The following is a 16,150-nucleotide window of genomic DNA, read 5'->3' on the forward strand; positions in this document are numbered from 1 at the left end:
GCGAATCCGTGAATGTGCCCATTCTCGCACCCGTGGCCCCGCAGTACGCCCACCGGAACGATGCAGGGGCAGACCTGGTCTCCGCTGAGAGCGTGCGGCTCGAACCGGGGGAGCGTGCCCTCGTCGGCACCGGGGTGCGCATCGCGCTGCCCGATGGGTACGCGGCGTTCGTGATGCCGCGAAGCGGGCTCGCGGCCAAACACGGAATCACGATCGTCAACGCGCCTGGCACGATCGACGCCGGCTACCGCGGAGAGATCAAAGTGGCGCTGCTGAACACCGATCCACGCGAGCCGTACGACATCGCAGAGGGGGACCGGATCGCGCAGCTGGTGCTGATGCCGGTGACGCAGGCGCGATTCCTCCCGGTTGAGAAGCTGCCGGACAGCGTGCGCGGCGACGGCGGTTTCGGCTCGACCGGCTACCAGAGCTCGGAGGAGACGATCGCCGCATCGAACGAGGAGAACGAGAACAAGTGAGCGACGACAACACGAACGAGAACGCAGAGGACCAGGTCGTCGAGCAGTCGGAGCCTGAAGCATCCGACGACGCATCAGCGGGCAAATCTGCCCCGGATGACCGGGCAGAGGGCGGCCCTTTCGACGCCAGCGAGGTCAACCCGGTGCGTCCCTACATCGATCTCGGCGGCCTCAAGGTGCTGCCGAGGGACGGCCTCAACCTGCGCCTCGAAGTCGAAGAGAAGACGAAGCGCATCGTGGCGATCGGGCTCGACTACGTCGACTCGACCCTGCAGGTGCAGCCCTTCGCCGCGCCGCGATCGAGCGGTCTGTGGCACGAGACTCGCGATCAGCTGCGTGACCAGGTCCGCGGCCAGGGCGGTCGCGTCGAGGAGCGCGAAGGCGCACTCGGCGCCGAGCTTCTGGCCGAGGTGCCGACCGGCGACGCTGAGGGCGGCAAATCGATGAGGCTCGCGCGCTTCGTCGGCGTGGACGGCCCGCGCTGGTTCCTGCGCGGCGTCATCGGAGGGAAGGCGACGAGCGATCCGGACGCGGCACGCCAGGTCGAGGAGCTGTTCCGCTCCCTCGTCGTCGTGCGTGGACAGAACCCGATGCCGCCGCGCGACCTGATCCCGCTGAAGATGCCGGCGTCGCCGGGCACAGCGTGAGTGACGCGCGGCCCGACGACGTCGAAGGACGCGCCGGTGACGACTCCGGGCGCACGCCTCTGACGCCTCCTGCGGCCGAACCGAATGAGCCGAGCGCGTCGGAGGTGCTCGGGCAGGCCGTTGACAGTGCGGCGCGTCGGGCAGGCATCGATCCGAATGCCGACGAACCCACCGGACGCGTCGTGTGGCGCGTCATCGGCGGATGGCGCGGCGTCGCCGAATCGGTGCTGCCGCTGCTGGGCTTCGTCGTCGCTTACACGGCGACGGGCATGCTGCTGCTGTCGCTGATCATCTCCGTGGGTGCCGCCGCGATCTTCACGATCATCCGGCTCGTGATGAAGTCGCCGCCGATCGCCGCACTGTCGGGGCTGATCGCGGCGGTGATCGCAGCGGGGATTCCGCTGTTCACGGGCCGCGCGGAAGACCAGTTCGTGATCGGCTTCATCACGAACATCGCCTACGGCTCCGCGTTCCTGATCTCTGCGCTCGTCAGATGGCCCCTGATCGGCGTCATCTCCGGTTTCCTCGTGGGCGAGGGGCTGGCGTGGCGCGATGATCGTCGCAAACGGCGGGTGTTCTTCTGGCTGTCGATGGCTTGGGGCGGGCTGTTCGGGCTGCGTCTCGGCGTGCAGCTGCCGTTCTACTTCGCCGAGGACGTCGCCACGCTCGGCACAGTGAAGATCATCATGGGCATCCCGCTGTTCGCCCTTCTCCTGGCGGGGACATGGCTCACCGCACGCCGCCTGTATCCGCGTTCGGACGCGCCGGATGGACGATCAGATGCCGAGCATCAGGCATAATAGATTTATCTTGACGTCAAGATAAATCTACGGTCTGTTGCGACCTCGGGAGAGGCCCGACAGGTTAGGTCTCCCTTGCTAGCCCGCGGGCTGGGCGAGGGGCAGGATGATGGGCAAAGCCCGCGGTCAATTCCGAAGGAGATGAACCGGTGTCCACGGTGAACAGCTTCGGTGCCAAGAGCACCCTGAAAGTCGGCAGCTCCGACTACGAGATCTACCGCCTCGACGCGGTGGAGGGCCACGAGAAGCTGCCCTACAGCCTCAAGGTCCTCCTCGAGAACCTGCTCCGCACGGAGGACGGCGCGAACGTCACCAAGGAGCAGATCAGTGCCCTCGGCAGCTGGGACGCTTCTGCTGAGCCGAACACGGAGATCCAGTTCACACCTGCGCGTGTGGTCATGCAGGACTTCACCGGCGTGCCCTGCATCGTCGACCTCGCCACGATGCGTGAGGCCGTGACGGCGCTCGGGGGAGACCCGAACAAGATCAACCCGCTCTCGCCGGCCGAGATGGTCATCGACCACTCCGTCATCGCGGACCTGTTCGGGCGCGAGGACGCTCTCGAGCGCAACGTGGAGATCGAGTACGAGCGCAACGGCGAGCGCTATCAGTTCCTGCGCTGGGGCCAGACGGCGTTCGATGACTTCAAGGTCGTGCCGCCAGGGACCGGCATCGTGCACCAGGTCAACATCGAGCACCTGGCCAAGGTCATCTACGACCGTCCGGCCGACGGTGTGGTGCGCGCGTACCCCGACACCTGCGTCGGCACCGACTCGCACACCACGATGGTCAACGGTCTCGGCGTGCTCGGCTGGGGCGTCGGCGGCATCGAGGCGGAGGCGGCCATGCTGGGCCAGCCGGTGTCGATGCTCATCCCGCGCGTGGTCGGCTTCAAGCTCTCCGGCGAGATCCCCGCCGGTGTGACGGCGACCGACGTCGTCCTGACGATCACCGACATGCTGCGCAAGCACGGCGTCGTCGGCAAGTTCGTGGAGTTCTACGGCGAGGGAGTCGGTTCCGTGCCGCTCGCCAACCGCGCCACGATCGGCAACATGTCGCCGGAGTTCGGCTCGACCGCCGCGATCTTCCCCGTCGACGATGTCACCCTCGAGTACCTGCGACTGACCGGCCGCGAGGAGCACGCGGTCGAGCTCGTCGAGACGTATGCCAAGGAGCAGGGTCTCTGGCACGACCCTTCCCGCGAACCCGAGTACAGCGAGTACATCGAGCTCGACCTGTCGACGGTCGTGCCGTCGATCGCCGGTCCGAAGCGCCCGCAGGACCGCGTCCTGCTCTCGGAGGCGAAGGAGCAGTTCGACAAGGACCTGCTCAACTACACCTCGGCGTCGTCCGACATCGTCGACGAGGCCGGTGAGGAGTCGTTCCCCGCATCGGATCCGGCCTCGCTCGAAACCGAGCACGCCGAAACGGTCGTGCACCACAACTCGGCGAACCCGCCGGCTTCCGTGTCGCAGCCCGTGCAGATCCGCACGGCAGAGGGCGAGTACACACTCGACCACGGCGCTGTGGCGCTTGCCGCGATCACGTCCTGCACGAACACATCGAACCCGTCGGTCATGATCGCCGCGGGCCTCATCGCGCGGAAGGCGCGCGAGAAGGGCCTGAAGAGCAAGCCGTGGGTGAAGACCACGCTCGGACCGGGGTCGAAGGTCGTCACCGACTACTACGAGAAGTCGGGTCTCGACAAGGACCTCGAGGGTCTCGGCTTCTACACGGTCGGCTACGGCTGCACGATCTGCATCGGAAACTCCGGCCCACTGATCCCCGAGGTCTCGCAGGGAATCAACGACAACGATCTCGCGGTCACGGCAGTGCTCTCTGGCAACCGCAACTTCGAGGGACGCATCAGCCCCGACGTGAAGATGAACTACCTCGCGTCGCCGCCGCTGGTCGTCGCGTACGCGCTGGCCGGTTCGATGCACTTCGACTTCGACAGCGACGCCCTCGGCAAGGACTCCGACGGCAACGAGGTGTTCTTGAAGGACATCTGGCCGTCGCCGGATGAGGTGCAGGAGATCATCGACTTCGCGATCTCGCGCGAGCAGTTCATCAAGCAGTACAAGACCGTCTTCGACGGCGACGATCGCTGGCGCAATCTGCCGACGCCGACCGGCTCGACGTTCGAGTGGGACGCCGATTCGACCTACGTGCGCAAGCCTCCGTACTTCGACGGGATGACGCACGAACTGACGCCTGTGCGCGATATCACCGGTGCACGCGTGCTGGCGAAGCTGGGCGATTCGGTCACCACGGACCACATCTCGCCCGCCGGTGCGATCAAGGCGGACACGCCGGCCGGCCGGTACCTGAACGAGCACGGCATCGACCGCAAGGACTTCAACTCGTACGGTTCGCGCCGTGGAAACCACGAGGTGATGATCCGGGGCACGTTCGCCAACATCCGTCTGAGGAACCAGCTGCTCGATGGTGTCGAGGGCGGGTACACCCGTGACTTCACGCAGCCGGATGCGCCGCAGTCGTTCATCTTCGACGCCTCGCAGAACTACCAGGATGCGGGAACGCCGCTCGTGGTGCTCGGCGGCAAGGAGTACGGCTCAGGCTCGTCGCGCGACTGGGCGGCGAAGGGCACGAGCCTGCTGGGCGTGCACGCCGTCATCACCGAGAGCTTCGAGCGGATCCATCGCTCGAACCTCATCGGCATGGGTGTGGTTCCGCTGCAGTTCCCGGAGGGCACGTCCGCCGATTCGCTCGGTCTCGACGGCACCGAGGTCTTCTCGATCACGGGCCTCGAGGAGCTGAACGAGGGCACCACCCCCAAGACGGTGCACGTCGTCGCAGAGCCCAGCGAGCATTCGGCAGACGGCAGGCAGCCGATCGAGTTCGATGCGGTCGTCCGCATCGACACCCCGGGTGAGGCGGACTACTACCGCAACGGCGGCATCCTTCAGTACGTCCTCCGCCAGCTCGTCTGAGCCCGCGCCCGGCGACCAGCCAGGAACGCCTCGTCCACCACAGGTGGGCGGGGCCTTCCTGCGTTCAGCCCCGCTGCCGAGATGCGCAGTCCTCGTCGAGATGCGCCGGTTCTGACGCCCAGATGTCGCAGAAGTGCGCATCTCGTGGTCCCGTTTCGGCGCTGCGGAGCGGGCGGGGACGATCATCGGGATCGCCCCATTGCGCGTCAGGGCGAGACCTTCCAGGTCTGCTGGCGTAATCTCGAAGGTATGACTCTGCTGGAATCTATCGGTGGGCCGCGCGACCTCGACGGGCTCACCCCCGCACAGCTCGAGAAGCTGGCCGCGGAGATCCGCGAGTTCCTCATTGCGAACGTGGCCCGCACGGGAGGGCACCTCGGGCCGAACCTGGGCGTCGTCGAGATGACGATCGCGCTGCACAGAGTGTTCCAGTCACCGGATGACCCGATCATCTTCGACACCGGTCACCAGTCGTACGTGCACAAGCTGCTCACGGGCAGACAGGACTTCGCCGGGCTGCGCACGCGAGGCGGCCTCGCCGGCTACCCGCAGCGCTCGGAGAGCGAGCACGACGTCGTCGAGTCCTCGCACGCATCGAGCTCGCTCAGCTGGGCGGACGGCGTCTCGCGCGCACTGGCGAGGACGGGCCGCTCCGACCGTCACGTCGTCGCCGTCGTGGGCGATGGTGCGCTCACCGGCGGCATGACGTGGGAGGCGCTGAACAACATCACCGACGACAACGAGCGCAATCTCGTCATCGTCATCAACGACAACGGGCGCTCCTACGCGCCGACGATCGGAGGCATGGCGCGCTACCTGAACCGCCTGCGGACGGCGGGGACGTACCGCTCCCTCGACGAGAAATCGGGTCGGATGGCCGGGAGATTCGGATCGATCGGCCGTGCCCTCTATCGAGGTATCCGGGGCGGCACGCGCGGGTTCCTCTCGCGGTTCGCCAACTACTCTCCGCTGTACTCGCAGCTCGGCATCAAGTACCTCGGCCCAGTCGACGGGCATGACGTGCGGGCGATGACGGAGGCACTGCAGCTGGCCAAGTCGTACGGCGCTCCGGTGATCGTGCACGCCATCACCGACAAAGGGCGCGGCTACGAGCCCGCGCGCAATGACGAGGCCGATCAGTTCCACGCCGTCGGCAAGATCGATCCGGAGACCGGCCGTCCCGTGGGGGGTGGCTCGGCCCAGTCGTGGACCGACGTGTTCGCGGACGAGTTGGTGAAGGTCGGCGAGAATCGCTCGGACGTCATCGCGATCACTGCGGCCATGCTCCGGCCTACGGGGCTCGCGCCGTTCGCCGAGCGCTTCCCCGATCGGGTCTACGACGTCGGCATCGCCGAGCAGCATGCGGTGACCTCGGCGGCCGGCCTCGCCTACGGCGGGCTGCATCCGGTCGTCGCCCTGTACGCGACGTTCGTGAACCGCGCCTTCGACCAGGTGCTGATGGACGTCGCACTGCATCGTGCCGGGGTCACTTTCGTGCTCGACAGGGCGGGCGTCACGGGCCCCGACGGGCCCAGCCACCACGGCATGTGGGATCTCGCCCTGCTGCATATCGTGCCGAACATCCGGATAGCGGTTCCTCGCGACGCCGAGCGCGTCAGAGAGGAACTGCGCGAGGCCGTCGCGATCGAGGACGCTCCGACGGTCGTTCGCTACTCGAAGGGTGCAGTCCCTGACGCGATCAACGCGATCGAACGGCTGGACGACGGCGTCGACGTCCTCTCGCGAGGCGAGAGCGAGGACGTCCTGATCGTCGGCATCGGACCGTTCGCCTCGGTCGGGCTCGACGTCGCCGCACGTCTGAAGGCACAGGGGATCGGTGCCACCGTCGTGGACCCGCGGTGGGTCGTGCCGGTGCCGCCCTCTGTGATCGGACTGGCAGCCAGACACCGTCTCGTGATCACTCTCGAAGACGGCATCCGAGTCGGAGGCATCGGCACCCGCGTGCGCCAGGTGCTGCGCGAGGCGGGCATCGACACGGCCGTCGACGAGCTCGGCCTGCCCGACGCGTTCCTCGACCACGCCTCGCGCGACGAGATCCTTGCGGACGCGGGGCTCACACCGGCGAAGATCGCTCAGGACGTCGTCTCGCAGGTGCTGGGCACACGGGTGCCCGTTGCGCGGTCGGAGTACGAGCACGATGTGCGCACTCCCACCGGCCCGGTCGACCACGCGTCACGCTGACAGCAGCGTGACGGCGCCACGAGCCCGGCGCGGGTATAAGCTGAAGAGCTTTGCCCATTCCGAACGCTGAGAGAGTCATGTCCCGTTCCCACACCGGCGGCGCGCGCCTGCCGCTGCATCGCGCACTGCTGCGTCTTCTGCCGTTCGCGAAGGCCGACCTGCCCAGAATCGGGCTGGGCGGGCTGTCCGCGCTGTGCGCGTCGATCGTCGCCCTGATGATCCCGACCGCCCTCGAATGGATCGTGGGAGGCCCGCTGTCGACGGGCGAGACCGAACCGGTGGTCTGGGGTGCGCTGGCCGTGCTGGGGCTGGGGCTGGTCGAGGCCGCCATGGTGTGGCTTCGGCGGTGGTTCGTGCTCGCGCCGTCGGCGTCGATCGAGTACAACGTGCGCACGCGCTTCTACAACCGTCTGCAGCGGCTTCCGATCGAGTTCCACGATCGCTGGCAGGGCGGGCAGCTGCTCAGCCGGATGATGCAGGATATCGGTCAGATCCGCCGTTGGCTCGCCTTCGGGCTGATCATGCTCGTAGTGAACCTGCTCACCGTGCTGATCGGGGCGGCGCTGCTGTTCCAGTGGCACTGGGCGCTCGGCAGCGTGTTCCTCGTATCCGGTATTCCCGTGTTCGTGCAGGCGTTCCGCTTCGAGCGGCGCTACGGCATGCTCACCCGGCGCAGCCAGGACCAGCAGGGCGACCTCGCGACGAGCGTCGAGGAGAGCGTGCACGGCATCAGGGTGCTGAAGGCATTCGGCCGCGGTCCGGATGCCCTCACCCGTTTCACGCGCCAGGCCGAGGGCCTGCGCAGCACGGAGATGAGCAAGGCGCGCTCGATCGCGGTGATCGACTTCGTGCTCGTCTTCATGCCGGAGCTCGCCTTCGCGGCCTGCCTTGCGCTCGGCATCTGGCTCGCCCAGGCCGGCGAGTTGGAGGTCTCGCAGCTGTTCGCCTACTTCGCCATGGCGACCATTCTGCGCTGGCCCATGGAATCGATCGGTTTCCTGTTCTCGTTCCTGCTCGACACCCGTACGGCGACCGACCGCATATTCGAGGTGTTCGATTCCACCGACACCATCATCGACTCTGCGTCGCCTGTCGAGCTGACCGCTCCGCGCGGGGAACTCCGGTTCGAGGGCGTGCGCTTCCGCTACCAGGACGCGCGTTCGGGCGAGCGCGACCTGCTAGACGGCGTCGACCTCGCGCTCGCCCCGGGCGAGACGATGGCTCTGGTCGGGCTGACGGGGTCGGGGAAGACCACACTCACCACGCTGCCGACCAGGCTGTACGACGTGACGGGCGGCCGCGTCACGCTCGACGGCGTCGATGTGCGCGACCTGTCCATCGTGGAGCTGCGCACCCGGATCGCCACGGCCTTCGAGGATGCGACGCTGTTCTCGGCGACCGTGCGTGAGAACGTCCTGCTCGGGCGGGACGACCTCGACATCCAGTCGTCCGAGGCGGAACGTGTGATGCGGGAGGCGCTCGACGTAGCGCAGGCGGAGTTCGTCGAGGAGCTGCCTGACGGTGTGTCGACGATGATCGGGGAGGAGGGCATGAGCCTCTCCGGCGGGCAGCGCCAGCGGCTGGCGCTCGCCCGTGCCGTCGCGGCGCGTCCCTCCGTGATCGTGATGGATGACCCGCTGTCCGCGCTGGACGTCGACACGGAGGAGCGTGTGCAGGCCGAGCTGCGGAGAGTGCTCGCGGGAACGACGGCTCTCATCGTGGCGCATCGACCATCGACCGTGGCGCTCGCGGATCGTGTCGCCCTGCTCGAGCACGGCCGGATCACGGCGGTCGGCGCGCACACCGATCTGATGGCGTCGTCGGCCGGCTATCGCGCCGTCATCTCCAGCATCGAGCACACGGAAGGCGGTGCCAGCCGCGATCCGAACCCGACGAGCGAACTGGACATCATCGCGGAGCGCGAGAGCCAGCGAGAACCGGCCCAGAACGAGGGGAGCACGCGATGAGCGCGACCGTGCAAGGGGTCGCCGGTGAGGACCGCGAGGACTACACCAGGGAGGAGAGCCGCGTCATCCGGCGCAGGTCGGGGCGACTCCTCCTCGCGCTGCTGCGCCCGCTGGGCTGGCGGCTTCTCGGCGTCTCGATCGTCGTCGTCGCGCAGACCGGATTCCGCGTGCTCGGCCCAGCGCTGCTCGCCATCGGCCTGAATACGGCTCTGCCTGCGGTGATCGACGAGGCGGACTGGGGACCCACGTGGCTCGTCGTCGGGGCGTACGCGCTCACCGCGATCCTCGGGGCGGGGCTGCTCGCGTGGTACGACGTGCTGGCCGCACGGATCACCCAGAACGTCCTGCTCGACCTCCGCCTGCGTGTGTTCCGGCACACCCAGCTGCTGAGTCTGGAGTTCCACGAGCAGTACACATCTGGACGCATCATCTCGCGCCAGACGAGCGATCTCGAGACGATCAGGGAGCTCTTCGCCGGAGGCCTCACCGAGCTCGTCGCCGGAGTGCTGTACGGCGGATTCACCCTTATCGCGCTGATGATCATGGATTGGCAGTCCGGTCTCATCGTGCTGGTCTGCGGTGGGCCGCTCGCGCTCCTGATGCGCTGGTTCTATCGCAGCTCGCAGTCCGCCTACCGCGGCACGCGCGTGCACAGCGCCCGCGTCATCGTGAAGTTCGTCGAGACGATGACGGGCATTCGCGCAGGAAAGGCATTCCGCACAGAGCCCCGCAACGAGGTCGAGTTCGGCAGGCTCGCCGGGGCGTACCGCAATGCGAACATGCGTGTCATCCGGCTGTTCGGCACCTTCGAGCCCGCTCTGATGGCCATTTCGGCGTTCGCGATCGGTGCCGTCGTTCTGTGGGGCGGCGTGCGCATCACGTGGGAGTCGTTCACGGTCGGAGCGCTGCTGGGCGCCGTGCTGTACGTGCGCAACTTCTTCGCACCGCTGCAGGAGGTGGCGATGTTCCTGAACTCGTATCAGGCGGCGGCCGCTTCGCTCGAGAAGGTGTCGGGAGTGCTGGAAGAGCAGCCTTCCGTGCCCGACCCCGCGAACCCGGAGCCGCTCGCACAGGCGAGCGGGCACCTGCTCCTCGACGACGTCACGTTCGGGTACGGCGACGGTCGAACGGTGCTGCCGGAGCTGCGCCTCGACATTCCGAGCGGCCAGACGGTTGCGGTCGTCGGTACGACGGGTGCCGGGAAGTCGACCGTCGCCAAGCTCGTCTCGCGCTTCTACGACCCGACCGAGGGACGCGTCACTCTCGACGGCATCGATCTGCGCGACCTGAGCCCGCAGGATCTCCGTCGCGCCATCGTCATGGTGACGCAGGAGGCCTACCTGTTCAGCGGGTCAGTCGCTGACAACATCGCGCTGGGGAAGCCGGGCGCGGCGATGGAGGAGGTCGTCCGTGCGGCGAAGGCGGTGGGCGCGCACGACTTCATCGAGCAGCTCCCCGACGGCTACGACACGAACGTGAACAAGCGCGGCGGCAGGGTGTCCGCGGGCCAGCGTCAGCTGGTGTCGTTCGCCAGGGCGTTCCTAGCTGACCCCGCCGTGCTGATCCTCGACGAGGCGACCGCGTCACTCGACATGCCGTCGGAACGGATGATCCAGGACGCTCTGCAGACGCTCCTGGCCGATCGCACGGCCATCATCATCGCGCACCGGCTGTCGACGGTCGAGATCGCCGACCGCGTGCTCGTGATGGAACACGGCCGTGTGATCGAGGACGGCACCCCCGCCGCGCTGATCGCCGGCACCGGCACCTTCGCCCGCCTGCACGCGGCGTGGAAGGACTCGCTGGTCTGACCCCACTCCGATTCTTCATTTCTGGCACAGATCCGGTGGGTCACCCACCCGGAGATGTGCCAGAAATGAAGAAGTGTGCGGCTACTCGATGCCGCGGATCGGTGGGGTGTGGAAGGGGCCGCCTGCGGCGCGGGCTGCAGAGCCCGAGCGGTCGAGATAGGGCGTCACGCCGCCGTCGACGAACGGCCAGCCGGCGCCGAGGATGAGCGCGAGATCGATGTCCTCGACCTCGGGCACGACGCCCTCGTCGAGCATGATCCGGATCTCCCTGGCCAGTTCGTCCTCCACATTGCGCAGGATCTCGTCCGCGGTCATGGGGGAGTCACCGACGGTGACGGCCTTCGCTGCCTTCTTCGACCATCCGGTGATCGCCCCCTTCTTGTCGCGCTCGAGCGGTGAGTCGATCTCAGCGGCGGCATGCAAATTCGCGGAGCTGTGGAACCGCTCGGGGAAGTGGTGCACCATCGTGTCCTGCACGTGTGCGGCGACCTTCCACCCGACCAGATCGATGAGCTCGAACGGTCCCATCGGCAGACCGAGCGGGACGAACGCCTGCTCGACCTCCGTGAGCGGCGTGCCTGCGTCGACTGCACGTGCCGCCTCGCCCATCACCTTCGCCAGCAGGCGGTTGACGATGAAGCCCGGCGCGTCAGACGAGCCGATGGCGTTCTTACGGAGCTTCTTCGCGACCACATAGCCGGTGCTCAGCGCCTCGTCGCTCGCCTGCGGCGTGCGAACCACCTCGACCAGAGGCATCACGGCCACGGGGTTGAAGAAGTGGAAGCCGATCAGGCGCTCAGGGTTCGTCAGTACGGAGCCGATCTCCTCGACCGACAGCGACGACGTGTTGGTGGCGAGGACCGCCTCGGGCGAGACGATCTGCTCGATCTCCCGGAACACCTGCTGCTTGACGCCGATCTCCTCGAATACGGCCTCGATGACGAAGTCGGCGTCGGCGAAGTCACTCTTGTCGACAGTGCCGGTCACGAGCGCCCGGAGACGGTTGGCCGTGTCCGCGTCGACGCGGCCCTTGCTCTCGAGCTTGCCGATCTCGTCGCGGATGTATCCGATGCCCTTGTCGACGCGCGCCTGGTCGACATCGGTGATGACGACGGGTACCTGCAGGCGCCGCACGAACAGCAGCGCGAACTGGCTGGCCATCAGGCCCGCTCCGATCACGCCGACCTTGTTGACGGGACGGGCGATCGACTTGTCCGGTGCGCCGACGGGACGCTTGGCGCGCTTCTGCACGAGGTCGAACGCATACATCGAAGCCGCGAACTGGTCGCCGACGATCAGGTCGCTGAGTGCTTCGTCCTCCCGAGCGAAGCCCTCCTCCCGCGTGCCCGATCGTGCCTTCTCGAGCAGCTCGAGCGCACGGTAGGGCGAGCGCGGCACGGTGCCGATCTTTGACTCGAGCATGCCACGGGCGACCTTGATGGCCGCCGGCCACTTCACCGTCTTCTCGATCCTGCCCGGCTGATGGGGCCGTTCGACCCGGATGTCGCCGGCCAGCACGCCGTCCGCCCACGCCAGCGAGGACTCCAGATATGCAGCCGGGGAGAAGATGGCGTCGAAGATGCCGAGATCCTTCGCCTGCTGCGGCTTCAGCGTGCGGTTCTGCTTGAGCGGGTTCGAGATGACGACCTCGAGCGCGTTCTCGATGCCGATCAGGTTCGGCAGCAGGTACGCCCCGCCCCATCCGGGCACGATGCCGAGGAACACCTCGGGGAGCGCCACGGCGGCCGCGGACGAGTCGATCGTGCGGTAGGTCGAGTTGAGCGCGATCTCCAGCCCGCCGCCGAGCGCAAGACCGTTCACGAACGCGAAGCTCGGAACGCCCAGCTCGCTCAGTCTGCCCAGTACCTGGTGGCCGCGCTGCGCGATCAGCTGCGCGTTCTGCTTCGACTGCAGTGCCGTGATCTGCGAGAGGTCGGCCCCGGCGGCGAAGATGTACGGCTTTCCGGTGATCGCCACGGCGTCGATCTCGCCGTCGGCTGCCCGGGCGCTGAGGGCGTCGAGCGTGGCGCTCAGCTCCGTCAGCGTGCGCGGCCCCAGCGTGTTGGGCCTGGTGTGGTCCCGGCCGTTGTGCAGCGTGATCAGTGCGAGGGTGCGACCGCTGGCGAGCGTCACGTCGCGCACGAGCGAGTGGGTGATGACCTCGTCGACGGAAGCGTCGTCGAGCGGGGTGAAGTCGATCGATGCGTAGTCGGTCATGCGTGTCACTTCCGCTTCTTCTTGCCGGTGTAGTTCGGGTTCTCCCAGACGACCGATCCGCCCTGTCCAAGGCCGACGCACATCGCGGTGAGGCCGAAGCGGACGTCGGGACGCTCGGCGAACTGAGCCGCGAGCTGGATCATCAGGCGCACACCGGACGCCGCGAGCGGGTGCCCGAGGGCGATCGCGCCGCCCCACTGGTTCACGCGCGGGTCGTCGTCGTCGATGCCGAAGTGATCGAGGAAGGACAGCACCTGCACGGCGAAGGCCTCGTTGAGCTCGAACAGCCCGATGTCCTCGATCGAGAGCCCCGCCTTGGCGAGTGCCTTCTCCGTCGAGGGGATCGGGCCGATGCCCATGATCTCCGGCTGCACACCGGAGAACGCGAACGAGACCATCCGCATCTTCGGGGCCAGCCCGAGCTCTGTGACGGCCTGGCCTCCGGCGAGCAGGCTGATCGTCGCCCCGTCCGTGAGGGGCGATGCCGTGCCGGCGGTGACGCGACCGTGGGGTCGGAACGGGGTCTTCAGCTCGGCAAGACCCTGCAGTGTGGTCTCCGGCCGGCGGCCCTCATCCTCGGTCGCCAGCCCGAACGCGCCATCGGCGCCCTGAACCGACACCGGGACGAGGTCCGGTTGAATGCTGCCTGCCTCGTAGGCCGCCTGCACCTTCTGCTGGCTGAGCATACCGAAGCGATCGGCGCGCTCCTTGGTCAGGTGAGGGAAGCGGTCGTGGATGCGCTCTGCGGTCACACCCATGTTGAGCGCCTCGGGGTCGACCAGACGCTCGGCGACGAACCGCGGATTCGGGTCGGCGTTCGCTCCGATCGGGTGTCTGCCCATGTGCTCGACGCCGCCGGCGATGGCGACGTCGTACATGCCGACGCCGATCGAGGCTCCCATCGTCGTGACCGCCGTCATGGCACCGGCGCACATGCGCTCGATCGCCAGACCCGGAACGCTCTGGGGCAGACCGGCGAGGATCGCCGTGCTGCGCCCCAGGGTCAGGCCCTGGTCTCCCGTCTGTGACGTCGCAGCGATGGCGACGTCGTCCACGCGATCCTTCGGCACCTCCTCGTTGCGATCCATCAGACCCACCATCGCCTTCACGACGAGGTCGTCTGCGCGCGTCTGCGCGTACATTCCCTTTTCTCCTGCGCGCCCGAAGGGCGTGCGCACGCCGTCCACGAAATAGACGTCCGAGAGCTCGGCCACTCTGCCTCCCTTGTTGGATGCTTCCAGCCTATGGGCGCCCCACAGCCGAAGCGCGATTCGGTTGGGCAGTGTCTACGAAGCGGGTTCCGCGGCGTCGTCGACTGGTTGGGCAGCCTGCACAAACGCCTCGGCGATGATGCCCGCCGTCTCGTCGATCTGCCAGTCGCGGGCGCCCTCCGCGCGCAGGGCATCGGCGACCGGATCTTGGGCGTGCGGCACCGGCGGATCCCATGCCACGCGACGGAGCAGATCGGGGGTGAGAAGGTTCTCGGCGGGAACCTCGAGCTCGTCGGCGCGCTCCGACACGGCGGCGCGCGCCTGCTTCAGCCGACGATCGGCATCCGGGTTGCGATCCCGCCACGCCTTCGGCGGTGGATACGGGCTGTCGCCGGGAAGCCGGTCAGGGGGCAAGTCGGTGCTGTTGCGCCCGGTATCGATCGCGTTCCACCACCGATCGAGCTGCGTGCGGCTCGCCCTGCCGGTGAACTCCTTCAGCCCCGCCAGCTGCGACTTCGATGTCGGTGACGCCATGACGGCGGCGACCAGTGCGCGATCCGGGACGAGCCGACCGGGGGAGACATCCTGCTCACGCGCGTATTCCTCGCGCGCGGTCCACAGCTCACGGGCGATCGCAAGCGGGCGACGCCCGTTCACCCGGTGCAGCCCGCTCATGCGACGCCACGGGTCGCGCCGCGGCGGCTTCGGCGGCATCGAGCGCACGTGTTCGAACTCCGCGGTCGCCCACACGGTCTTCTCGGCTTCGTCGAGCGCCGCGGCGAGCTCGTCTCGCACGTCGAGCAGGTGCAGCACGTCGAGCGCCGCATACTCCAGCCACGAGTCGGGCAGCGGCCTGGTCGACCAGTCCGCTGCCGAGTGCTCCTTCTTCAGCTCGATTCCGAGCGTGCGCTCGGTCACGGCAGCGAGGCCGACCTTCGGCCAGCCCAGCAACCGGGCAGACAGTTCCGTGTCGAACACGGAACCGGGCACCAGACCGATCTCACGCAGCGATGGCAGGTCCTGGCTGGCGGCGTGGAACACCCACTCCGCGTCTCCGATCGCCTCCTGCAGGGGCGCGTGGTCGTCGAAGGCGGGAGCGTCGAAGAGGAACACACCGGAACCGCGGCGGAAGACCTGCACGAGGTAGGCGCGCTGCGAGTAGCGGAAACCGGATGCCCTCTCCACGTCGACGGCCACAGGACCGTTTCCCGAAGCGAGCGCCGCGACCGCCTCGTCGTATCCGTCGATGGTGTCGATCACGCTGTAGTTGTCAGTCACGTTCCGCTTTCCGAGCGCCGAAGACGGCGATCTTCTCCGAACCGGGCGGGAGGCCCGCGAGCATGCACACCAGTTCGGCCCACGCCTCGACATGCGCCCGAGGGTCTCCGACCGGCGACCACGAAGCGCGCAGTTCGATCTGGGCGCCGTTGCCTTCGCCTGCGAGGGAGCCGAAACCGGTCGACAGGATCTTCGTGGCCGTGCCGGATGCGGAATGGTGCTCTGCGCCGCGTGAATCGAGCGCATCGATCAGCCACGACCACGTCACGTCGGCGAGCAGCGGGTCCGTGCCGATCTCGGGCTCGAACGGCGCCTGGGCGAACGAGACGATCCGCAGCGGTCCGTGCCAGGCGCCGGGCTCATCCGGATCATGCAGCAGCACGAAGCGACCGGTGCCGTAGGGGGAGTCGCCCGACTCGTCCGGTCGCACGTCGCCGGAGAGGGCGAGCGCCTGCGGGGCGAGACCCTGCGGTGACGGTATCTCGCGCACCACGAAGTCGTCGCGGAACTCGGCCTCGCGCACGCGCGACTCGAGAGCAGCGAACGAGTCGTCATGGCCGGAAGTCGTCACGCCGACAGATTAG

General features: G+C 67.7%; 11 protein-coding genes. 7 read left to right on the plus strand and 4 right to left on the minus strand.

The annotated features are described in order from the left end of the window. Nucleotides 1-8 precede the first annotated feature (8 nt). From dut to DZG09_RS10425, 7 genes are all read left to right on the plus strand, one after another. The gene (gene dut, locus DZG09_RS10395; RefSeq protein WP_119697981.1) at nt 9-479 is read left to right on the plus strand and encodes a dUTP diphosphatase; all 471 of its coding nucleotides are present in this window, start codon (nt 9-11) and stop codon (nt 477-479) included. Next, complete coding sequence (locus DZG09_RS10400; RefSeq protein WP_119697671.1) at nt 476-1,126, plus strand: DUF3710 domain-containing protein; 651 nt, start codon at nt 476-478, stop codon at nt 1,124-1,126. Before dut ends, DZG09_RS10400 begins: the two co-directional genes overlap by 4 nt. Further along, nucleotides 1,123-1,926, plus strand: a complete 804-nt coding sequence (locus tag DZG09_RS10405; protein WP_119697672.1) for a DUF3159 domain-containing protein — start codon at nt 1,123-1,125, stop codon at nt 1,924-1,926. Before DZG09_RS10400 ends, DZG09_RS10405 begins: the two co-directional genes overlap by 4 nt. Before the next feature lie 149 nt (nt 1,927-2,075). Beyond that, nucleotides 2,076-4,880, plus strand: coding sequence for an aconitate hydratase AcnA (gene acnA, locus DZG09_RS10410; protein WP_119697673.1), 2,805 nt, complete (start codon nt 2,076-2,078; stop codon nt 4,878-4,880). A 249-nt stretch (nt 4,881-5,129) separates the two neighbouring features. Continuing rightward, the gene (dxs, locus tag DZG09_RS10415; RefSeq protein ID WP_119697674.1) at nt 5,130-7,082 is read left to right on the plus strand and encodes a 1-deoxy-D-xylulose-5-phosphate synthase; all 1,953 of its coding nucleotides are present in this window, start codon (nt 5,130-5,132) and stop codon (nt 7,080-7,082) included. 77 nt (nt 7,083-7,159) lie between these two features. Next, nucleotides 7,160-9,049: an ABC transporter ATP-binding protein gene (locus tag DZG09_RS10420; protein ID WP_119697675.1), complete on the plus strand. Its 1,890-nt coding sequence runs from the start codon at nt 7,160-7,162 to the stop codon at nt 9,047-9,049. Then, nucleotides 9,046-10,860 carry an ABC transporter ATP-binding protein gene (locus DZG09_RS10425; protein ID WP_119697676.1) on the plus strand — a complete coding sequence of 605 codons (1,815 nt, stop codon included), beginning with the start codon at nt 9,046-9,048 and terminating at the stop codon, nt 10,858-10,860. The genes DZG09_RS10420 and DZG09_RS10425 overlap by 4 nt, the downstream gene beginning before the upstream one ends. Nucleotides 10,861-10,941: 81 nt before the next feature. On the opposite strand, the gene DZG09_RS10430 is transcribed toward DZG09_RS10425, so the two are convergent. The 4 genes from DZG09_RS10430 to DZG09_RS10445 all read right to left on the minus strand — a co-directional run bounded on the left by DZG09_RS10430 (nt 10,942) and on the right by DZG09_RS10445 (nt 16,137). Then, nucleotides 10,942-13,077, minus strand: a complete 2,136-nt coding sequence (locus tag DZG09_RS10430; protein ID WP_119697677.1) for a 3-hydroxyacyl-CoA dehydrogenase NAD-binding domain-containing protein — start codon at nt 13,075-13,077, stop codon at nt 10,942-10,944. Nucleotides 13,078-13,082: 5 nt separating this feature from the next. After that, the gene (locus DZG09_RS10435) at nt 13,083-14,291 is read right to left on the minus strand and encodes a thiolase family protein (RefSeq protein ID WP_119697678.1); all 1,209 of its coding nucleotides are present in this window, start codon (nt 14,289-14,291) and stop codon (nt 13,083-13,085) included. A 72-nt stretch (nt 14,292-14,363) separates the two neighbouring features. Next, nucleotides 14,364-15,566 carry an HRDC domain-containing protein gene (locus tag DZG09_RS10440; protein ID WP_240423927.1) on the minus strand — a complete coding sequence of 401 codons (1,203 nt, stop codon included), beginning with the start codon at nt 15,564-15,566 and terminating at the stop codon, nt 14,364-14,366. Further along, nucleotides 15,559-16,137 carry a DUF3000 domain-containing protein gene (locus tag DZG09_RS10445; RefSeq protein WP_119697680.1) on the minus strand — a complete coding sequence of 193 codons (579 nt, stop codon included), beginning with the start codon at nt 16,135-16,137 and terminating at the stop codon, nt 15,559-15,561. Before DZG09_RS10445 ends, DZG09_RS10440 begins: the two co-directional genes overlap by 8 nt. Nucleotides 16,138-16,150 lie beyond the last annotated feature (13 nt).

The organism is Microbacterium halotolerans, assembly GCF_003569805.1.
GTDB classification, from domain to species: domain Bacteria; phylum Actinomycetota; class Actinomycetes; order Actinomycetales; family Microbacteriaceae; genus Microbacterium; species Microbacterium halotolerans.

Excerpts from the sequence above, each read along its gene's own strand:
- dxs (WP_119697674.1), top strand. The coding sequence starts at position 5,130 with ATGACTCTGCTGGAATCTATCGGTGGGCCGCGCGACCTCGACGGGCTC.
- DZG09_RS10420 (WP_119697675.1), top strand. The coding sequence starts at position 7,160 with ATGTCCCGTTCCCACACCGGCGGCGCGCGCCTGCCGCTGCATCGCGCA.
- DZG09_RS10425 (WP_119697676.1), top strand. The coding sequence starts at position 9,046 with ATGAGCGCGACCGTGCAAGGGGTCGCCGGTGAGGACCGCGAGGACTAC.
- DZG09_RS10430 (WP_119697677.1), bottom strand. The coding sequence starts at position 13,077 with ATGACCGACTACGCATCGATCGACTTCACCCCGCTCGACGACGCTTCC.